Genomic DNA, 20,805 nt, shown 5'->3' with positions numbered 1-20,805 from the left:
GATGAAGCTGATCACCGCTATCATCCAGCCCCATAAGCTCGACGACGTCAAGGAGGCTCTTGCAGCCGCCGGCGTGCACGGTCTGACCGTGTCCGAGGCCAACGGTTATGGTCGTCAGCGCGGCCACACCGAGGTTTATCGCGGCGCTGAATACACCGTGGACCTGATTCCGAAGATTCGCATCGAGGTGCTGTCCGACGATGCGGATGCGGAGACTCTGGTCGGCGTGATCGTCAAGTCCGCTGGTTCCGGCACCATCGGCGACGGCAAGGTCTGGGTTGCACCGCTTGACTCCGTGACCCGCGTGCGCACCGGTGAGACCGGTTCCGCCGCCATCTGATAAGGCGTCCGATTCTCCTCGGCGTTCGGTCTGAGGGTTCGGGCTATCAATAAGACAAGGTCCCCGCACGCTGCGTTATTCGCCGTGCGGGGATTTTCATAGGCGATGATGCGGATTATCCGCGTTGCAGATTTGCGTTAGTGAGCGGCGGTATTAGCGGCGTTCGCGGTATTCGTCCTATGCGCGGTATTCGAGGCATGCGGTGGGTATCTGCGTTACGAGGGGCGGATTTCCGTTTTCTGAAATATCTATCTGCCTTACAAGGGGCTCTTTCTCCAGTAGACGAAAGCGTAAAACCGCAGAATGTCGTTGCCGCAAAGCTCGAATACTCGCGGCTTCGCCATCGTAACGCCCCTCGTAACGCAGATAGATATTTCGGAAAACGGAAATCAGCCCCTTGTAACGCAGATACCCGCGTCAATACCGCGTCAGTGGCGCGCCGATGACGCGCCAATCGGTGATTTCGTATGCGATTTCGTATGAAGGGCTAGGCAATGACCAGCGCAGTAGATGGCTTGAAACAACGATTCATGGAGATGAGCCAGCCGGACGATGACGGCATATACCGCAACGGCTCGGCCAAACGCAAGGCGCGCACCGAATTGGCTATGCAATGTCTCACACAGTTGTGGGACGAAGCCTGTGCCGGCGTCTCCTTCGACGTGCCGCAGACGGGCATTGGCTTTGCGGCGGTCGGCTCGCTGGCCCGGGGGCAAATCGGCCCCAGCTCCGACCTTGACCTGGTGATCATCTACGAACCCCGCGCGCTGAACGATCAGCAGCTCAATGAGCTGGCGAACAAACTGTGGTACCCGCTGTGGGACAGCGGTTTGGACCTCGACCACTCCATTCGCACGCGCGCCCAGTGCGAGGAGGTCACGGATCACGATCTGCCGGCGGCGATGGGTTGGCTCGATGTGCGTCCTATCGCCGGAGACACCGATCTCATCGTGGCGACCTCCCGTTCAATCCTTGAGCGATGGCGCAAGGCTGCGCGCAAACGGTTGCCGGAACTACTGGATTCCGCCACATCGCGGCTCAATGAATTTGCCCGATTGCAGTATGTCAACCAGCCGGATATCAAGGAGGCGCGAGGCGGTCTGCGCGACTCGGTGCTGGTTTCCGCACTGGCCGCGTCGTGGCTTGCGGACCGCCCGCACGGCAGTTACGACGAGGCCGTGGAACGCTTGCTGGATGTGCGCGACTGCATTCATCTGGTGGCCGGCAAGGATACGAACCTGCTGCTGACGCCATATCAGGCCAAGGTCGCGGCGATGCTCGGCCTGGCCGATCCTACCTGGCCCGCCGATGAACGAGCCGCGTATTCGATTGACGATTTGCAGACGCTGCTCGCCCGCGTCGGCCGTCGTATTTCCTTTGCGCTTGATTCCACCGCTTCTCGTGCCGAACACTCGTTGACTCATGAAAAGCCTCGGTTCGCGTTCTTCCAGATGTTCTCGCAGCGTGCCGGGGGCAAACGTGAGGCGCCGCAGTTCGACGTGGTGGCTCCGGGGGTGGCCAAGCATGAGGGCGAATTGGTGCTGGCCCCCGGCGTGGACCCGGCCGCCGACGCCAAACTGGCGTTGCGTATGGCCGTGGCGTCCGGCGAATTCGGGTTGCCGATCAATCCGTCCACTTTGATGAACCTCAAACACTGCCCGATTCGGGATAACCAGTGGGATGAGGGGTCGCGCGAACTGTTCGTCCGACTGCTGGCATGCGGTCCGGAACTGATGGATGTGTGGGAGAGCATCGATTTCGTGGATATCCCGGGCCGTTGGATGCCGGAATGGTTGGGCATTCGCAATCGTCCGTCTGCCTCGGCCGCGCATCGGTACACGATTGACCGGCATATGGTGGAGGTCACCTCGCGTTTGGGCCGGCAGACGCCGTCCGGCGGACGATATGACGACGAGCATTACACCGCACTGCTGTTGGCCGGCATTACGCATGACATCGGCAAGCGCGCATTCGTGCGCGATCATGCCGCCGAAGGCGCCCGTCATGTGCCGGTGATTCTCAAGCGCATGGGATTCGCGCCTGAGATCGTGCAATGGTCCACGACGTTGGTGCGCGAGCATCTGACGTTGTCGGAGTTCGCCTCGGGCCGTGACCCCAATGATCCGGCTGCCGCACAGGAACTTGCCGATCGTCTTGGGCATGACAAGATGCTGCTGGACATGCTGTTTGACCTGACCCGTGCCGATGGTTCGTCGCTCGGTGCCACCGCCGGAGAGGCCATTACCAAGCAGTACGGTTGGTCCAAGTGGCGCGCTTCGATCGTACACACCATGTATGCCGCCGTGCGTGCCGCCATGTGATGTTGTCATCCTTATTCCTGTGATTCCTGTGGCGCTATTCCTGTGACGCTTATTCCTGTGACACTCGCCTTTGCTGTCTCAAGGACACCCCCCGTTTGCGAATTTGACTCACTGAGTCCAGGTCAGTGAGTCAAATTCGCAAACGCAAGCAGGGAACAAGAGCGATGGCGGACATGAGGGTAATGAGGATAATGGGTAATGAGGGTAATAGGCGAGATGGATAGGGACTTACCGCATCCACCGATCCGTGCGGATGCGCAGTCCGTTGCACAGGCCTCGCCCGCCCATGAGCACGATGTTGAATGTAATCCAGAGCGCGACTGTGCGCATGGTGTCGTTCGAAAAGCCGCTGCCGCCAAGCGCCGTCGCTGTTGTCGTCGCTGTGCCGGCCGGCGCCCCGCCGCTCATGATTGCGCCGTCCAACAGCGTGAGGACTGCAATATACGCCGCGGCCGTCGCCGTGCAGGTCGCAGCCAGATAACGGTAGTCACGTGAACCGATGAGAATGCCGTCGATCGCCATCATCCACCCTTGCAGCGGGAAGAACGCGCCCATGGTCACCATGCCTGCGGCGATCAGTATTTGAATATGCGGTGTCGGAGAGAAGAAATGACCGGCGAACAGACCTGTGATTGCGAAGGCCACGCCGATTGCCGCTCCCGTGACCAGACCGGCGCGACCGGTAGCGCGTGTCAATCGCTTCGCCTGATCGACATGTCCCGCGCCCAATGCCGTGGCCACCAGCGTCTGCCCCGCGATGCCCACCGCATCGAGCATGTTCATCGCGAAATTCCATGACGAGTTCACGGCTTGGAATCCGGCCAGCACACTGGTGCCCATATGCGCTGCGCTGGCCACCGTGGCCACCATCGCCGCGCGGATCGCCAGCGTACGAATGAACAGCGGGATGCCGTCGCTTCCGGCGGCCCGAATGCCGTCCAGCCGTGGCCTGAGACTCGCGCCATCCGAGCGGGACCAGAGCACTGCCGGTATCACCAGAAACAGTCCCATATACCATTGCGCAATCATCGTGGCCGCGCCCGAACCGGCGATGCCCCAACGGAATACCATGACGAACAGCACTTCCAGCGCGGTGTTGAGCACTGCGCCGCTGACCGCCGCCACCAGTGTGATGCGCACTTTCTGCAGTCCGCGGAAGATACCGTTGGCCGCGTACACCAACAACATGCCTGGCGCGCCCAATACTACCGCGTGCGTGTAGGTCACGGCCTGTTGCAGCACCGCTCCTTTGCCGCCCAGCGCACGGCATAACGGTTCGGCGCCTGCAAACAGCCCGATTACCAGCGCGATGCCGATGCCGAGTGCCAGCCACAGGCCGTCGATGCCGGCTTGAAGCCCTTCGCGCCTGCGACCTGCACCTAACAGGTGAGCCACTTGTGCGGTGGTCGAGTATGCGAGGAAGATGCACAGTCCGACCGCCGTCAGGATGATGGTTGAGCCGATGGACAGTCCCGCCAGCGCCTCGTCGCCGATGTGTCCGACGATCGCCGTGTCGATCAGAATGAAGGCCGGTTCGGCAATCAGCTGCACGAAGGTCGGCAGCGCCAGTGACAGCATCGTTCGGTTGATGGAAACTGGGTTGGCGTCTCGATGATGGGTTTCGCTTGCCTTGGTCTGATTGGTTTGGTCCGCGGGCCGAATCGTTGTGAACGCGATTCGTTGCGGCGACGTTGATGTGTCCGCCTGATGATGAGCCGGCCGGTCGACCGGTGCGACAGCGTTGACCTGATCGGTCTGGCTGTCTGACTCGACCGAATCACGTTGCGGGGTATGGTCCATATGCACGTCCGATTGCATATCATGATTGGCTGCGTTGCGCAACCGGCTATCAGGTCCGTCTGAAGTTATCCCCAGACTATCCACCAAGTTATCCCCATATTGTGGATAACTTGGTGGATTATCCACGTGGTTATCCCCGAAATGTGGATAACTTATTTTTCTATCCACATTTGCTACCTCAGCGTGTCGTGGAATTGTCTACGCGATGAACAGGAGGTGAATGTTTTTGGAGGATCGGGGTGCGAAATCTGTGTCGGTGATGCCGTTGGGCGGGATTGTCGCGTGGAGAACATGTGAGGCCGGTAAATTTTTACCGACCGAAACAACGCCTTCTATACTGTTGAGCTATGGCAGAAGGAAGTGACACCTCATATCAGTACTCGGGCGGCGGGGCAAGTGCCTCGACCGGCTCGCGCGGCCGGGATGCGGCCGGCGGAGCGAACGCAACGGTAGGCGATGCGCTGTTCGATCGTGTGCCACCGCATGATGACGACGCTGAAATGGCGGTGCTCGGCGGCATGCTGATGAGCAAGGACGCCATTGGTGAGGTTTCGCAGACCATTGACTCGGCCGATTTCTATCAGCCGAAGCATCAGACCATCTATAACGCCATCATCGATCTGTTCTCCGCCAGTCAGCCGGTGGATGTGGTGCTGGTGGCCAACCAGCTGCTCTCCGACGGCAATCTGGACAAGGTGGGCGGCGCAGACTACCTGCACTCCTTGGTGGCTTCGGTGCCTACGGCCGCCAACGCTTTGTATTACGCGGAAATCGTGCATCAGCGCGCCATTTTGCGCAATGTGATTGCGGCGGGTACCAAAATCGCCCAGCTGGGGTATTCGGCTGAAGGTTCACAGGCCGAAGATGTGGTGAACCTCGCCCAATCCGAGATTTACGAGATGTCGATGGGCAAGGTGCGTCAGGATTATTCCGCCATCGGGCCGGTGGTTCATGATGCGCTCGATCAGCTCGACAAGCTGCAGCAGGGATTGGTCAATAAGGGTGTTCCCACTGGCTTCAGGGATATTGATGATGTGACGCAGGGTCTGCAGCCCGGTCAGATGGTCGTCGTTGCAGGACGTCCGGCCATGGGCAAGTCCACACTTGGCATTGATTTCGCTCGCGCGGCAGCGTTGCATCACAATATGACTTCGGTGGTGTTCAGCTTGGAGATGAGCAAGGTGGAGCTCGCTCAGCGCATCATCTCCGCCGAAACCAACATTCCGATGGCGGCGCTTCGCCGTGCGGACGACATTACGCCTGAGCGATGGAACACGCTGAACCAGTTCTGGACCAAAATGCAGAACGCGCCGCTGTTCATCGACGACAGCCCGAACATGTCTCTGATGGAGATTCGCGCCAAATGCCGCCGACTCAAACAGACCAATGATCTGAAGCTGGTGGTGATCGACTACCTGCAGCTGATGACCTCCGGCAAGGCGGTGGAGTCTCGTCAGCAGGAGGTCTCCGAGTTCTCCCGTGCGTTGAAGCTGTTGGCCAAGGAGCTGGAGGTGCCGGTGGTGGCGCTGTCCCAGCTGAATCGTGGTCCGGAAATGCGCAACGACAAGAAGCCGCAACTGTCTGATCTGCGAGAATCCGGTTCGATCGAACAGGACGCCGACGTGGTGTTTTTGGTGCACCGACCGGACTTCTACGACAAGGAGGACCGCCCGGGCGAGGCTGATATCATCATGGCCAAGCATCGTAACGGTCCTACCGAAACCTTCCATCTCGCCTTCCTCGGCGCTACGTCCAAGTTCAAGGACATGCCACAGGATTACAGCCAGGGGGTGTGATTATGGCTGACGATGTTTCACGGAATGTTTCACAGGAAGCAAAATCCGTTTCACGAGATGTTTCACGGCCGCTGGCGGCAAATACGCCGACGATCCGCGCACCGTGGAACGCATTTGCCACGCCGATAATCGGCAAAGGAGTGCGTTGGGCGGCCCGCGTGACCAAACATGGCGGTTCGGCGTTCCCCGGCAAAGTGATTGAACGCGTCGATCCCACCTTTCTGGCCCGTACGCTCGGCCGGCTGCCGCTGGGCGTGGTACTGGTATCCGGCACCAACGGCAAGACCACGACCACACGCATGGTGGCCTCGATGCTCGCCGACCTGGGACTCAAGGTGTTCACCAATCCCACCGGCTCCAACTTCACTCGCGGTGTGGTCTCCGCGCTGCTCACCGAGGTGAACCTCGCCGGCAAGCTGGATGCGGATATCGCTGTGCTGGAGCTGGATGAAGCCTACGCGGTGCACTTCGTGCGTCAGGTCAAGCCGCGTTATGCGCTGCTGCTCAACGTGATGCGCGATCAGCTGGACCGTTTCGGCGAAATCGACACCACCGCGCGTCTGCTCAGTCATGTGGCCGAAGCGACTACCGGCACTGTGGTGCTGAACCGCGAGGATCCGCGCATCGCTGCCCTCTCCGCCAAGGTGCCGACCGGTACCGAAGTGGGGTACTTCGGTCTGGCCGACGAGCTCAAACGCTATTTCCCTTCCGATGACGACATGGCCACCACCGTGTCCGTGGAATCGAATTCGGCAGGGGACCCGGAGGAAAGCGTCGGACCTCACGATGTCGCGCAAGCAAACGAATCGCAAGAGTCGACCGCCGAGGTCGGCAAGGACGGCGTTTCGTCGAAGGACATATCCGCCGATGTGGTGCTCACGGCTGTGGGCGACCACCGCGCCACATTCCGCATGGACGATGCCGACTATGCCACCGGTGTCAAGCTGGAAGGCGTCTATAACCTCTACAATGCCGCCGCCGCGCTCGCCGTGGTTCGCACGGTGCAGAAGGATGCGAAAAACCTCGCACTGCCGCCGCAGACCACCATACGAGCCGGTTCGCTTGCGGCTCGCGAGCGCGCATTCGCCGATGCGGACAACGCCAAACTCATCGCCGCGGTCTCTCAAGTGACGCCGGCATTCGGTCGTGGTGAGATTATCGAGGTCAATGGCTCGCCCGTCGAGCTGCTGCTCGTCAAAAACCCGATGGGCTTCCGTCTCTCGCTGGCCAGCTTCGACCCGGCCGGCGCGGATACGATGATCGTCATCAACGACGAATACGCCGACGGCCGCGACATGAGCTGGCTGTGGGATGTGGACTTCACCTCCCTGCGCACTTCGGGCGTGGCCATGGTCTCCGGCGTGCGCGCATGGGATATGGCATTACGCCTCGGTTATGATCAGGTTCCCGTTGACGCCACGGATACGAACATCGAGTCCGCGCTTGCCGCATTCGTCGGAGGCAATCCGGGCAAACCGAAGCACATCTACTGCACGTACACCTCCATGCTCAAGGTCCGTTCCGCCCTCGCGCAAGTGGCGAACGTCGCGGACGCCGGCGTGGGCAAGTAAGCCGGCAGACGACCCAAGGATTCCAAGGAGAACGCATCATGGGCAAGACAATCGATGTAATGTCCCTGTATCCCAAGGATATGAACATCTACGGCGATTCCGGCAACGTGCTGACCATTCGCCGCAGACTGGAACTGTACGGTTACGAGCCGCGCATCCACCAGTACAATCAAGGCGACGAATGGCCGGACCATATCGATATGATTCTGGGCGGCGGCGGTCAGGACACTGGACAGAAGAAAATCATCGATGATTTCTTCAAGCGCTCGGACCTGTTGCGCTCGCTGGCTGCCGACGGCGTGCCGATGTTGATGATCTGCGGCCTGTACCAGCTGTTCGGAGAGTATTTCGAGACCGTAGACGGCACCCGTCTGGAAGGCATCGGCATTATCGGCGCGCACACCGTGGGGCAGGATGTGCGCATGATCGGCAATCTGGTGGAACGTTCCGACCGGTTCGGCGACATCATCGGCTACGAGAACCATTCCGGCCAGACCTTCCTCAACGAGGATGTGCAACCGTTGGGCCATGTGGATCAAGAGGGTTGCGGCAACAACGGTGAGGATCATACCGAGGGCGCGCGCGTGCATAACGTGATCGGCACCTATATGCATGGTTCGCTGCTGCCCAAGAATCCCGCCATCAGCGATTTCCTGATCGAAACCGCCGTAACGCGGCGTTATGGCGGTTTCGATACGGCCGATCAGACTCCGGAACAGGCCGCCGAGCTGGCGCGACTCGATGCCGTGGCCGCCAGCGCCCGTAAAGCCGCCGCCGCCCGTCCTCGCTGACGTCATCTTTCTTCGCGAATATGTTCCACTGATCGTCGCTCAGTGGAACATATTCGCGAAAGGTACGACAGAATCGTTCGCAAGGCCTAGCGCGCGCGGCCTCCGGTTGCGCTAGGCTAACAAGTACGGAACCGTGGCATACGGCCACGGGCGAACCTCGAAGGAGGGGTTATTATGGCAGATTTCGATCTGGGTGACGGCCTGCGTAAGGTTCTGCTGGCGGGCATCGGTGCCCTGGCCACCGGTTACGAGAAGAGCAGCGAGATCGTCGATGATCTCGTCAAGAAGGGCGAACTGACTGTCGAGCAGGGCAAAAGCCTGAACACCGAACTCAAGCGCAAGGTCGGCGAGGCTTTGGTCAACGACGCCAATAAGAGCGACGCCGCCAAGGCCGAGCCTGTGGACACGACCGAGGCCAAGGACTCCGGCGACTCTGCCGAAGCCTGAAACCAAAAGCCGCCCACCACCATAGGTTGATTCGTGACTCAGTCTTCGACGACATTGAACGATACCGCAAACGACCAGCCGTCCTCGTCCGAGCAGCAGGACGGCAGGTCGTCTACGCCCGCATCGCCCTCGCCGCAGGCTAAGGAAAAGGCCAAGCAGACCGAATCGACCACCAAGCCCGACCCGGCTTATGCAGGGCAGTCCGAGCAGTCCGGCCAGCGGGCCCGGCAGTCCGCAACGGAGTCCGCAGAGCCTGGCTGGTCGTCGTACGCCTGGAACCCGGCCGATACCGAAACCATCGGTCTGTTCGGCGGCCGGCGCGATGATTTTTCCACGCGCTATCATCTGACGCGCCGCGGCAAGGTAAAACGACTTGCTCAGATTACGCGTATCGTCAATCAGTTTGATGCGTTGAAGGGCTTGACGCCGGTCAAAATGCGGCTCATGTTCGAGGCGCTGGGACCCACGTTCGTCAAAGTGGGGCAGATTCTTTCGATGCGCTCCGAAATCCTGCCGCAAAGCTTCTGCGACGAACTCGCCAAACTGCGCGCCGATGCCGATCCCATGCCGTATGCCACCGTGCTGGATGTGCTCGCCGCCGAATATGGCCGTCCCGCGGAAGAAGTGTTCGCGCATATCGATCCCAAGCCGCTGGGCTCGGCATCGTTGGCGCAAGTGCATCGCGCCACACTGAAAACCGGTGAGGATGTAGCGGTCAAGGTGCAACGCCCCGGCGTGCGCGAAACCATGGCGCAGGATGTGTCGATTATGCGCTCCATCGCCAAGGTGGCCACCAAGGTGATTCGCACCTCGCAGATCGTGGACCTCAAAGGCGTGGTCGAGGAACTGTGGGACACCTTCGAATCGGAGACGGACTTCCTTATCGAGGCCCGCAACCTTTCCGAATTCAAGCGGTTCGCATCCCGCTTCAAATACATGGATTGCCCCACGCCGTACCCGGACCTCTGCACCGAACACGTGGTGGTGATGAACTATGTGGACGGCATCTCCGTCTCGCACGCCGGTGAACTGGTCGCCGCTGGCTACGATCTCAAAGACATCGGCACCAAGCTTGTGGACAACTACGCCACGCAGATTCTGGACGACGGATTCTTCCACGCCGACCCGCACCCGGGCAACATCATCATCCGCGGCGGCCAGATCGTACTCATCGACCTTGGCATGACCGGCCGGCTCGATGCCAAAACCCGCTCGGTGATGAAGGACATGATTTTCGCCGTGGCCAAGCAGGATTCGCCGCAACTGGCGGACGGCCTGCTGCGTTTCGCCGGTGCGGAAGCCGATCCTGCCGACTATCCGTCGCTGCTGGCGGATCTGGACGTCATCGTCAAGGAATACGGCACCGTCGATCTTGCGGATCTCGATCTTGCGGCGTTCATCACCGCGCTCACTTCGCTGGCGCAACGTCACGGCATCGAGGTGCCGAGCACCGTCACCACGGTGGGGCGTGCGTTGGTGACATTGGAAGGACTGCTGGACGAGTTCATTCCTGATGTGAACATGATCGAGATCATCTCCCAGCACATCGCCACATCCAAAAGCGCCAAGCAGGTCGTTAGGGACGAGGTGAAATCGCTGGGATTGGAAAGCCATGCGGCGCTTCACAGTGCGCTGGATGCGATGAGCGAGCTCAACGTGGCGGCCCGCATGCTTACGCGTGGCCAGCTGCGTATGAACATGGAACTCGTCGGCTCGCAGGAGCCCTTCCAGCTGCTTTCCGACATGGTGAACCGTCTGACCATGGCCCTGATCGTGGTGGGTCTGTTCATCGGTTCGTCCATCGTGTACTACGCCGGCATGAAGCCGATTATCTTCGGCATCCCCATCGTGGGCTTCATGGGCTATGTGGTGGCCTTCGTGCTCGGCGTATGGATTGTGTTCGACATCTACTTCAAGGGCCGCAAGTCCAAGAAGCGGTAGGCAATCGCGGTGCAACCGTAATGTGTGTGCGGCCTATCGCGCCCATGCATATTATGTGGTATCGATTCCACCAAGCAGATAAGCAACGTTCAGTGTGTCTGATTTGTTGCATCAACCTTCTGCTTGTAAGATGTGGTATCGATACCACACTATGTGGCGGGACTGCTGTTGGCGGGCGGCGCGGCGACAAAGGCGTCAGTGGCCGCCTGAATGCGATGTAAGGAGTGGCATGGGTACCTTCACTTGGGGCAATGACGCATTGGCCCTGACATTCGAGATACCGGACGATGGGCCGGCCGCCGTTGCGGACCTGCGTGCGGCGGATCTGGATGTGCGGTTCAACCATCGAATGCCGTTGACGGAGATTCTCGCCACCGGTACCGGCCACTGGCTGGCCAATGATCGCCTGGTTCACACCGACCTCGGCCGGGCGCTGCGGTATGTCTCCCATCAGGAGTCCGCGGACAGGCATGTCAGCAGACTCGACATCACGCTTGCCGAAGCCGCTCTCGGCCTGACCGTCACCGTCCATTACGAACTGCCGCAGGGCGTGCCGATGTTCCGTACCTGGGTCACGGTCGCGAACACGGGTGACCCCGCCGATGCCGCCTCCCCGGTACTCGGCGCGGACGATGCGATTGTGCTGGAATCCGTGACCAGCCTCGTCTCCGCATTCGGTGCCCCGGCCGGAAAATCCGCCGACTGCGATGCCTGGCGATTGCTCGAGTGCGAGAACGAATGGCTTGGCGAAGGTCGCTGGCATGTCACATCTACCTCCGATCTATTCCCCCGACTGGCCCAGCAGATGACCGGCCATAACCCTCGTGGCGCGCATTCCGTGGTGAACACGGGAACCTGGTCCACCGGACGTCACACGCCGCTCGCCCTGCTCGAATCGAAGACGCTGGGGCTGACCTGGCTGTTCCAGATCGAGCACAACGCCGCCTGGCGCTGGGAGATCGGCCGCGATACTGAGGACGGCTATCTGGCGCTCTCCGGCCCGACCGACGTCGATCACGATTGGGCGAAGCGTCTGGCGCCCGGCGAATCGTTCGATACGGTCCCGGCTTCCGCTACGATCGCCCCCGATTTCGAGGACGCCATCGCCAACGTCACCGCCTACCGTCGTACGATGCGCCTGGAAAAGGCGGACAACGCACACCCGCGTGTGATTTTCAACGACTACATGAACACCATCAACGGCGATCCGACCACCGACAAGCTGCTGCCTCTGGTCAAGGGTGCCGCCGAATCCGGCATCGAGATCTTCTGCATCGACGCCGGCTGGTATGACGACACCGGCGACTGGTGGCCGTCCGTGGGCGAATGGCTGCCCTCGAAGAAGCGTTTCCCAGGCGGCATCACCGAGGTCATCGACGCCATCCGCGGTGCCGGCATGATCGCCGGCCTGTGGTTGGAACCCGAGGTGATCGGCGTCAAAAGCCCCATGGCCAAGAGCCTTCCCGAAACGGCGTTCTTCCACCGCCACGGCCGTCGCGTGGTCGAACAGGAACGGTACCTGCTGGATCTGCGCGACCCCGCCGCCCGTAAACACCTCGACGACACTGTGGACCGTCTGGTCAATGACTATGGAGTGGGTTACTTCAAGTTCGACTACAACGTCTCTCCGGACGCCGGCACGGACCTCAACGCCGACAGCGCCGGCGACGGTCTGCTGGGCCACAACCGCGCCTACAGCGCGTGGGTCGAGGGGCTGCATCGGCGCCATCCGGAGCTCATCATCGAGAACTGCTCCTCCGGCGGCATGCGTATGGACTTCGCGCAAACCTCGCGATTCCAGGTGCAGTCCACGTCCGACCAGCAGGACTTCCGCCTCTACCCGGTCATCGCCGCCGCGGCGCCCATGCTCATGACTCCCGAACAGGCCGGCAACTGGGCATACCCGAACGCGAACGACAACCCGGAGGAGTTCGCCTTCAACCTCAACACCACGTTCCTGGGCCGGTTCTTCCTGTCCGGATACATCAACCGGATGAGCGCCGAACAGCGTGCACTCATCGTGCAGGCGGTCGAGGCGTACAAGCGGCATGTGCAGCCGGTCATCGGCTCCGCCGTACCGTTCTGGCCGCTTGGCCTACCCGGCTGGAATGACACAGTGCTGGCATTGGGCCTCAAAGCCGACAACCGCTCGTTCGTGACCGTCTGGTCCCGTGACGGCGAAGGCGGGAGCGTGACGCTCGCGCTGCCGCAATTCCGCGGGAAGACCGTCGAAACAAAGACGCTGCTGCCGGTGGGCGATGGTTTTCCCGAGTGGCCGGTCTCCTGGAACGCCGATGACGGCACGGCGACTGTGAGTGTGCCGGACGGTGGCGGATATATCTCCCGCACCTTCGAGTTCCGCGAGGCGTAACGCCGAAGCAACGCACGCCGCATGACAAGCAAGAGGGACTTCGTCAGGGCTCATCGCATCGAGCCCGGCGGAGTCCCTCTTCGCGTATACGTACGCATATGAAAACGGCTTCCCAAGGGGAAGCCGAATCAATCCCGGAAACCGATGCGGGGTCTGCCGAATGGAGTTTTAGATTCGCTCGAATTCGAGCAGCAGGCAATGCTCGGGGGCAAGCTGCGGCAGACGGATGCCCCATTGTGTTAGCAGAGCGCCATCCGCCGTGATGCCTTCGTCGCTCCACCAATCGAGACGGGTGCGGCAGGCCGGGCTCAGTTCGTCGTCATACAGTGAGGTGCCACCCAACGGACGTATCCGGTACGTCGCTGATTCGTCCAGACCGGGGAACCGCACCAGGCCATACGGATACTCGCGGGACGTGGCCACGGCCGCGAACCGGAACACCGCATGTGACCGGTCCGGCGACACCAGCCCGTCGACCCGGACCGCTGGATCGGGGCAGTCCGCATGCATCGCACCTCCTTGTGGAATGGCCGTGCGACGTGCCTTGTACAGGTCTATCCACCGCTTCAGGCGGCCCAGTCCGGTGTCGTCGAGCTTCATGATGTTCCACTCGATGCCCAGATGGCCGAAGAACGCCGTGGCTGCGCGCGTGGTCAGCGTGGTGGTGCGCTTCGTGGCATGGTTCGGGGATTCGGAGATATGCTCGCCGATCATCTCCGGAGGCACCAGCAGCGAGGTGCCGCGCTGTATGTCGGCACGTTCGATGGGATCCGTGCAATCCGAGGCCCATACGCGGCTGCATCGGGTAAGCACACCGGCATCGATACGTCCGCCGCCCGAAGAGCATGATTCGATTTCCAGACCAGGGTGCCGCTCGCGCAGCCGGTCCACGATGCCGTAGAACGCCTCGGTCTGGCCATGCACCGCGGGCAAGCCGGACGCCGGCGAAACGGGCTCGGTGAGGAACCGGTTGTGATCCCACTTGATGTAGTCGATGTGGTACTGCTCGACGAGCGTATCGATGCAATCCTCGACATATCGCGCGGCTTGGGGATTCGTCAGGTCGATGACCTGCTGGCTGCGCGCCTCGACCGGGAGACGCCCGGCGTTCGGGGCCAGCATCCATTCGGGATGCTCCCGCGCCACGTGGGAATCCGGGCTGATCATTTCCGGCTCGAACCACAGACCGAATTCCATTCCCAGCTCATGCACATGATTGGCCACGCGGGTGAGCCCATGCGGCCAGACATCGGCATCCACCTGCCAGTCGCCGAGTCCCTTGGTATCGTCCCGGCGACCGGTGAACCAGCCATCGTCGATGACGAACCGTTCGACGCCTATGGAGGCGGCCCGGTTCGCCAAAGCCAGCACCTTCTCCTCGCTTTGGCCGAAATACATGGCTTCCCACGTGTTCAGCGTGACCGGACGCGGCTTGGCGAGCTCGGGATGGAAGGAACGCAGATAGGCATGGAAGCGTGCGGATGCCTCGTTGAGGCCGTGGCCCACGGACACCAGTAGTCTGGGCGCATGGTAGGTCTCGCCCGTCTTCAGGGTCAGTTCGCCCTCATAGGGCAGTTCGCCGCCGCCGATCACTCCATGGGTGTACGGCGTGCGTTCGGCGAAGACCGTGCTGTTGCCGCTGAACGCCACATGCGCGCAGAACACCAGGCCATGCTCGAAACCGAAGCCGCGCTCGCCGGCGGTCAGCAGCGTCGCCGAGTTGAAATCGGGCCGGCCCATCCAGGAGTTCTTGGCGAACAGTCCTTCGGTGAGCGGTTGTCGCTGCAATGCGCGTTCGCGCAGATGGTGGCCGGTGCAGGTCTCGATTTCATCGATTTGTGGCGGCAGCGGGACGACCGGGGTGAGCCGGGACACCGTGAGCGCGCTTTCCGCGGTATTGGTCAGGGCCGTATCGATGCGGATAAGGCCTTCCGGGCCGATGGTGAGCGTGCCGTCCAATGTCAGTCCGGCCAACTCGTCCCGTGCCTCGAACGTGAACGCGCTACCGGCATCTGAGGAGGAGACCACGGTGAGCTTGGGGAAGACGGTCCGTCCGTCGCGGCTGATCTGGATGGCCGGGGTGCCGGTCCAGCCTTCCGCCTGCGTGGGCAGGATGGTCGGGAACTCGCTGATGGACAGTCCCGCGTCGAGCGTCTGCGGGAACTGCGGATCGATCATGGTGTCCGCATCATCCGGAGTGTCGGAAGGCGCGGGGAAGTCGGTCGCCCGCGTACCTGTGCCGAGGTGCTCCTGTGCGTCCGATGCTCCCGCTCCGGAGGAGTGCGGGGCGACCGTCGTAATGGCCGCGATATGCGGGAGACGACCCTCGCACAGGCCTACGGTAAGCCGGACGAAGCGTCCGTCCTCCGCTTCCCGTGCAGTCGGTTGGGTGATGGAGACAGCGTTCATACGCATGGCAATACCTCGTCGTATCTCAAGGGGAATCGATACCAAACAGCATACAGTGTGGAATCGATACCACAAAATCGCGTTTATGGGCGGACGGGCGCTTGTTGGGAAGATTTACGACTTATAAACGTTGAAATAGAGCCATTTGATAACTTTTGTTCAGTTATGTTGAATTGAACTTTACGGGGGGCGACACGCCGTGAGTGGTTGACGTGGAATCGATACCACATATGATTGATGGCATCGGATTTCAACAGCTGCGATGCCGCAGTGGAGGGCACCGGAACTACGTGAACCCGACGGTAATCGGCCCGCTGGAGGGCGGGGCGAGGAATCATTAAAGGAAAGGCTCAATGATGAGGAACTGGAAGAAGACCACCGCAGCCATCGCCGGCATTGCGGCCCTGGGCATGATGTTCGCAGGATGCGGCAACCCCGCCGCCGCAGGCAGCGACGACAACACGGACACCTCTTCCGCTGACTACTGGCCGGCCGAGGACACCAAGCTGGACGGCGTCAAGCTCACCTTCTGGGCCGCCCAGAACTCCAACAAGATCCCGGTCAAGGTCATCAAGGACTTCGAGTCCAAGACCGGCGCGACCATCGACCTGCAGACCATCCCGGACAACTACGAGTCCAACGTCCAGACCAAGATCACTACCGGCGATTCTCCGGATCTCATGTTCTGGCAGGCCGTGCCGTCCACCCTAGCCGGCTTTGTGGCCCAGAACAAGCTGCAGAAGCTCGACAACGCCCCGTGGCTCGACAACTACGCCGACGGCATCGCCGACGCGGGCGGCCAGTACGACGGCACCTACTACGGCGCCCTCGTCTCCGCCCCGGACACCGAAGGCGTCTGGTATAACAAGAAGGTCTTCGAGAAGGCCGGCATCACTGACACCCCGAAGGGTTGGGACGGTCTGATCGAGACCGCCAACAAGATCAAGGACTCCGGCGCCGCCGACTCAGCGCTCTTCGAGATGGCCGGCTCCCAGTGGGGTACCCAGTGGGCCGTGAACGTCCAGCTCGCCGAGGCAGCCAAGGATGGCCTGTGGGACAACGTCAACTCCAACAAGGACAGCTTCGAGGGCAAGGATATCCTCGGCGCCATCAAGGAATACAAGCAGATGCTCGATGACGGCCTGTACAACAAGGACGCCGGTTCCGCCAAGGACACCGACCAGGCCCAGGCACTGCTCGACGGCAAGGCCGGCATGATCATCCAGACCAACTCGATGTTCAACGCCATCTCCGCCCTGGCCGACAACGACAAGTCCAAGCTGGACGACACCATCGGCTTCTTCCCGATCTCCAAGGAAGGCAACATCGCTACCTCCATTCCGCAGCAGGGCAACTGCATCGTGGCCTTCAAGACCGGCGACTCCAAGAAGGAGGCCGCCACCCGCCAGTTCATGAGCTTCTGGCTCGGCTCCGAATACGAGACCTTCATCAAGGACCAGAACTACGTGTCCATCATGAAGGACGTCAAGACCCCGGGCACCGTGCCGCAGGCCCAGCTGGACGCCTTCGACGCACTGAAGGACGCCGTCGGCTCCATGCAGTCCCAGGCCGTGGCCAACCCGGACCTCTACCTGAACCTCGCCAACATGGTCAACGGCACCATGACCCCGGAGCAGGTCGCCAAGACCACCCAGGACCAGTTCGCGCAGATCGCCAAGGCCCAGGGCGTCAAGGGATTCTGATCGGCTGACCGGCCGGCCCCGGCGGGGAATCTCTCCTCTTCCTCCGCACAGGGCCGGATGGCACCGAGCTTCCAATACAGGCATCCGGCCGGGCAACGCCCGGGATGCGCGCAGCCTATCGCACGCCACCCGGGCCCCGGCCGCCCAGCCATAAAACATAAGGAAACGAAACAATGACGACGACTCATGTCTCGAAGTCCGCCAAACCAGTCAAGGGCACTCGGACTCTGGAGCGCAAGAACTACCCGTTGCGCTACGTCGTTCCCGCGGGCGCAATGCTGTTGGTGTTTTTCTTCCTGCCCACGGTAATGAACTTCATCTATGCGTTCACCGACTGGTCCGCATTCAAGAAAACCATCGACTTCAACGGCCTGGAGAACCTGCAGCAGCTCTTCGAGAGCGGCACCCTGATGGCCGACATCAAGGTCACCCTCATCTACGCCGTTCTGGTGGCCTTCTTCCAAAACACTTTCGGCTTGGCGCTTGCCGTGCTCCTGGAGAAGGACACGCCGCTCAACCGCTTCGCCCGCACGATGTTCTTCATCCCCGTGATCATGTCCGCCCTCGGCGCCGGCTACATCTGGCAGGCCATCCTGAAGACCGACGGCGTGCTGAACCAGATCCTCGGCTTCTTCGTCGGCCATACCGTGGACATCCAGTGGCTCGGCTCCACCACATGGACCATCGTGATCGTCACCATCATCCACGGCTGGAAATGGATGGGCTTCGCAATGCTCACCTACCTCGCCGGATTGAAGACCATCGACTCCGAGGTGCTTGAGGCAGCCTCCATCGACGGCGCCAACGCATGGCAGACCTTCTGGCAGGTCAAGTTCCCGCTGATCGCCCCGGCCATGACCTTCAACGTGGCCACCGCCCTTCTCGGCTCGATGAACTCCTTCGACATCGTCCAAGCCACCACCAACGGCGGCCCTGGCGGTTCCACCGAAATCCTGAACCTGTTCATCTGGCGTACCTTCGGCAAGGGCCTGTACTCGCAGTCCACGACCATGAGCCTCGTGCTCTTCGTAATGGTGATGGTCATCGCCATCCCGCTTGTCATCTACCTGCGTAAGCGTGAGGAGAAGATCCTATGAGTAGCGCAACCTACAGCGAATCCGGCGTCAAGACCAACAACCTCACCGTCGTACGCAAGAAGTCCAAGGCCGGCGACATCATCCACGCCGCGATTGTCATCCTGTTGATGCTGGTGTTCCTGGCGATCCCGTTCTGGATCCTCATCGTCACCGCCGGCAAGACCCAGGCCGAGGCCGTGGTGCCGAGCATGGCGCTGCCGAGCCAGTGGCACCTCATCGACAACATCAAAGAAGTCATCGTGGAGGGCAAGGTGTTCCCCGCCCTGCTCGGCTCGCTTATCGTCACGGTCCCCTCCGTGTTCATCTGCCTGCTGTTCGGCTCGATGGCCGCGTGGATCTTCGGCCGCCGCACCTCCAAGGGCACGGCCATGCTCTACGCGCTGTTCATCTCCGGCGTGATCCTGCCGCCGTCCGTGGTGACCATCATGATGCTGCTCAAGATGATCGGCCTGTCCGGCACCGCACCCGGAATGATCTGCGTGTACGTGGGTATCTACCTGTCCGTGGTGATCTTCTTCATCACCGGCTTCATCCGCACGATTCCGCCCTCGCTTGAGGAGGCGGCCCGCATCGACGGCGCCAGCCCGATGAGGATCTTCTTCACGATCATCTTCCCGCTGCTCGCCCCGACGCTCGCGTCCTCCACGATTCTGGTGGTGCTCTACATCTGGAACGACATCTTCTACTCGCTGTTCATCCTCTCCGGCAAGATGAGCACCCTGCCGCTCAACCTCTACAACGTGGCAAGCGCAGGCCTGTACCTCAACAATTGGCACCTCATCTTCGCCTACATCATCCTGATGACCCTCCCGCTCCTGATCGTCTTCGTCATCGGCCAGCGCAAGATCATCTCGGGTATCACGGGCGGCGCCGTTAAATAAACAGCGCAGTGTGCTGTTTATAGGCGCCGCCGAGCGGCTATGCCGCGAGGTAACAAAGAAGCCATCGCGAAGCGATGTCCGCAATTGCTGCCCGGCGCGGTCAAGTGAACAGCCCCACCAAAATCCATCCATCCCATCCTCTCCTCCTCCTGAAAGACACCCCGGCTCCCATAAGGTTCCTCTCCTTCCCTATGGAGGCCGGGGCGCCCCCTTTCCCGATCATCCATCGCGTATGCCGTATGCAGTTATACTGAGCCATGATGGAAGATAGACAGGTACATATGCCAAGGCCCAAGGAAAAGCGCGCTCCGGTGATCAAAGATGTCGCCGCGCTCGCCAATGTATCGGTGTCGACGGTGTCCCGATACCTCAACGATTCGCCCCGCATCAGTGACGAAAGCCGGGAGCGCATCGCTCATGCCATCAAACTGCTGGACTATCACCCGAGTCGTGTGGCCCGTGGCTTGGTGAACGCCGCGATGAAGTCCATCGCCGTGATGACCAGTGACACCACGCTCTATGGTTCCGCCATGACGATTCAGGGTATCGAGGATGAGGCCCGCGCGAACAACTACCCGGTCAGCATTTCGAAGCTCGACGACGATTCGGCCGAGGGACTGCGGGCGTCCATCACCATGGTGATGGACCAGAACCCCAGCGGCGTGATCGTGATGAAGTACGACGAGCTCGCCGCCAAGGCCCTGCACATGCTGCCGGATACGGTCACCAAGGTGGTCATTGCCGGCGACCGCGAGCCCGATCTCGATCAAGTCGATCTGCGCGAGAACCAGTCCGGCCGTGAGATCACCGAGTACCTGCTGTCCCTCGGGCATTCGAACGTCTACCACGTGACCATTCCGGGCGGTGGCGGCGGCTACAGCCGTACCGCCGGTTGGGAGGCCGCCCTGCGTGCCAACGACAAGCCCATCCCGGATATGCGGCACTGCTCGTGGCTGCCCAGCGACGCCCGTGAGCTTGGGCACGCCATGGCCGGCATCGAGGGGCTGAGCGCGATTTTCGCCGGCAACGATGAGATTGCGATGGGCCTTATCCGCGGTCTGGAGGATGAAGGCAAAAGCGTGCCGGAAGACATCAGCGTGATTGGTTTCGACGATCACCCACTCGCCTGCGTGTGGACGCCGCCGCTGACCACTTACCGGCAGGATTTCCCCGCCGCGGGCCGCAAGGCCGTGGAACTGCTGCTGTCTCGTCTTGAGGCGCGCGAGCAGGGTGAGGAATTGCCTCCCCGTTTCGTGGAACTGCAGGGTGAACTCGTCGTGCGCAGCTCCGCCGCCGCTCCACGGGCGTGATGTCCGTCAGTCCAACATCAGTCCGTC

14 protein-coding genes are annotated in these 20,805 nt (G+C 61.2%); 12 read left to right on the top strand and 2 right to left on the bottom strand.

Annotated elements, in window-relative coordinates; genetic code table 11:
* The first annotated feature begins 1 nt into the window (after window position 1).
* Both G1C97_RS10130 and G1C97_RS10125 read left to right on the top strand, forming a co-directional pair.
* Window positions 2-340, top strand: a complete 339-nt coding sequence (locus tag G1C97_RS10130; protein WP_003807443.1) for a P-II family nitrogen regulator — start codon at window positions 2-4, stop codon at window positions 338-340.
* A gap of 494 nt (window positions 341-834) precedes the next feature.
* Window positions 835-2,661 carry a [protein-PII] uridylyltransferase family protein gene (locus G1C97_RS10125; RefSeq protein ID WP_169241644.1) on the top strand — a complete coding sequence of 609 codons (1,827 nt, stop codon included), beginning with the start codon at window positions 835-837 and terminating at the stop codon, window positions 2,659-2,661.
* A 228-nt stretch (window positions 2,662-2,889) separates the two neighbouring features.
* Here G1C97_RS10125 and G1C97_RS10120 read toward each other — a convergent pair whose 3' ends face one another.
* Entirely contained in the window at window positions 2,890-4,239 is a 1,350-nt protein-coding gene (locus tag G1C97_RS10120; RefSeq protein ID WP_169241653.1) for an MATE family efflux transporter, read from the bottom strand.
* A 569-nt stretch (window positions 4,240-4,808) separates the two neighbouring features.
* On the opposite strand from G1C97_RS10120, the gene dnaB reads away from it, so the two are divergent.
* The 6 genes from dnaB (at window position 4,809) to G1C97_RS10090 (ending at window position 13,378) form a co-directional block, all read left to right on the top strand.
* Entirely contained in the window at window positions 4,809-6,257 is a 1,449-nt protein-coding gene (gene dnaB, locus G1C97_RS10115; protein ID WP_205832611.1) for a replicative DNA helicase, read from the top strand.
* A 2-nt stretch (window positions 6,258-6,259) separates the two neighbouring features.
* Window positions 6,260-7,828, top strand: a complete 1,569-nt coding sequence (locus G1C97_RS10110; protein ID WP_169241643.1) for a MurT ligase domain-containing protein — start codon at window positions 6,260-6,262, stop codon at window positions 7,826-7,828.
* A 38-nt stretch (window positions 7,829-7,866) separates the two neighbouring features.
* Window positions 7,867-8,619, top strand: coding sequence for a type 1 glutamine amidotransferase (locus G1C97_RS10105; RefSeq protein WP_169241642.1), 753 nt, complete (start codon window positions 7,867-7,869; stop codon window positions 8,617-8,619).
* Between the two features lie 174 nt (window positions 8,620-8,793).
* Entirely contained in the window at window positions 8,794-9,066 is a 273-nt protein-coding gene (locus tag G1C97_RS10100) for a phasin family protein (protein WP_205832616.1), read from the top strand.
* Window positions 9,067-9,363: 297 nt separating this feature from the next.
* Entirely contained in the window at window positions 9,364-11,007 is a 1,644-nt protein-coding gene (locus G1C97_RS10095; protein ID WP_169241651.1) for an ABC1 kinase family protein, read from the top strand.
* Window positions 11,008-11,236: 229 nt separating this feature from the next.
* On the top strand, window positions 11,237-13,378 hold the full coding sequence (locus G1C97_RS10090; RefSeq protein ID WP_169241641.1) for an alpha-galactosidase: 2,142 nt from the start codon (window positions 11,237-11,239) through the stop codon (window positions 13,376-13,378).
* Window positions 13,379-13,546: 168 nt separating this feature from the next.
* Here the strand turns inward: G1C97_RS10090 and G1C97_RS10085 are convergent, their stop codons facing one another.
* A complete protein-coding gene (locus G1C97_RS10085) occupies window positions 13,547-15,793 on the bottom strand; it encodes an alpha-galactosidase (RefSeq protein WP_169241640.1) in 2,247 nt (748 codons plus the stop codon).
* 347 nt (window positions 15,794-16,140) lie between these two features.
* On the opposite strand from G1C97_RS10085, the gene G1C97_RS10080 reads away from it, so the two are divergent.
* The 4 genes from G1C97_RS10080 (at window position 16,141) to G1C97_RS10065 (ending at window position 20,778) form a co-directional block, all read left to right on the top strand.
* Window positions 16,141-17,490, top strand: coding sequence for an ABC transporter substrate-binding protein (locus G1C97_RS10080; protein WP_240951108.1), 1,350 nt, complete (start codon window positions 16,141-16,143; stop codon window positions 17,488-17,490).
* Window positions 17,491-17,663: 173 nt separating this feature from the next.
* Window positions 17,664-18,587 (top strand): carbohydrate ABC transporter permease, encoded by a 924-nt coding sequence (locus G1C97_RS10075; protein WP_169241639.1) that lies wholly within the window; start codon window positions 17,664-17,666, stop codon window positions 18,585-18,587.
* A complete protein-coding gene (locus G1C97_RS10070) occupies window positions 18,584-19,468 on the top strand; it encodes a carbohydrate ABC transporter permease (RefSeq protein ID WP_109057947.1) in 885 nt (294 codons plus the stop codon). The genes G1C97_RS10075 and G1C97_RS10070 overlap by 4 nt, the downstream gene beginning before the upstream one ends.
* A gap of 281 nt (window positions 19,469-19,749) precedes the next feature.
* Window positions 19,750-20,778, top strand: coding sequence for a LacI family DNA-binding transcriptional regulator (locus G1C97_RS10065; RefSeq protein WP_169241638.1), 1,029 nt, complete (start codon window positions 19,750-19,752; stop codon window positions 20,776-20,778).
* Window positions 20,779-20,805 lie beyond the last annotated feature (27 nt).

It is taken from the genome of Bifidobacterium olomucense, from assembly GCF_012932375.1.
GTDB lineage: Bacteria > Actinomycetota > Actinomycetes > Actinomycetales > Bifidobacteriaceae > Bifidobacterium > Bifidobacterium olomucense.
The sequence above is the reverse complement of the archived record's forward strand: the minus strand, read 5'-3'. Positions and strand labels throughout refer to the sequence as shown.

Excerpts from the sequence above, each read along its gene's own strand:
- G1C97_RS10090 (WP_169241641.1), top strand. The coding sequence starts at position 11,237 with ATGGGTACCTTCACTTGGGGCAATGACGCATTGGCCCTGACATTCGAG.
- G1C97_RS10120 (WP_169241653.1), bottom strand. The coding sequence starts at position 4,239 with ATGCTGTCACTGGCGCTGCCGACCTTCGTGCAGCTGATTGCCGAACCG.
- G1C97_RS10110 (WP_169241643.1), top strand. The coding sequence starts at position 6,260 with ATGGCTGACGATGTTTCACGGAATGTTTCACAGGAAGCAAAATCCGTT.
- G1C97_RS10070 (WP_109057947.1), top strand. The coding sequence starts at position 18,584 with ATGAGTAGCGCAACCTACAGCGAATCCGGCGTCAAGACCAACAACCTC.
- G1C97_RS10125 (WP_169241644.1), top strand. The coding sequence starts at position 835 with ATGACCAGCGCAGTAGATGGCTTGAAACAACGATTCATGGAGATGAGC.
- G1C97_RS10065 (WP_169241638.1), top strand. The coding sequence starts at position 19,750 with ATGCCAAGGCCCAAGGAAAAGCGCGCTCCGGTGATCAAAGATGTCGCC.
- G1C97_RS10130 (WP_003807443.1), top strand. The coding sequence starts at position 2 with ATGAAGCTGATCACCGCTATCATCCAGCCCCATAAGCTCGACGACGTC.
- G1C97_RS10075 (WP_169241639.1), top strand. The coding sequence starts at position 17,664 with ATGACGACGACTCATGTCTCGAAGTCCGCCAAACCAGTCAAGGGCACT.
- G1C97_RS10100 (WP_205832616.1), top strand. The coding sequence starts at position 8,794 with ATGGCAGATTTCGATCTGGGTGACGGCCTGCGTAAGGTTCTGCTGGCG.
- G1C97_RS10085 (WP_169241640.1), bottom strand. The coding sequence starts at position 15,793 with ATGCGTATGAACGCTGTCTCCATCACCCAACCGACTGCACGGGAAGCG.
- dnaB (WP_205832611.1), top strand. The coding sequence starts at position 4,809 with ATGGCAGAAGGAAGTGACACCTCATATCAGTACTCGGGCGGCGGGGCA.
- G1C97_RS10080 (WP_240951108.1), top strand. The coding sequence starts at position 16,141 with ATGATGAGGAACTGGAAGAAGACCACCGCAGCCATCGCCGGCATTGCG.
- G1C97_RS10105 (WP_169241642.1), top strand. The coding sequence starts at position 7,867 with ATGGGCAAGACAATCGATGTAATGTCCCTGTATCCCAAGGATATGAAC.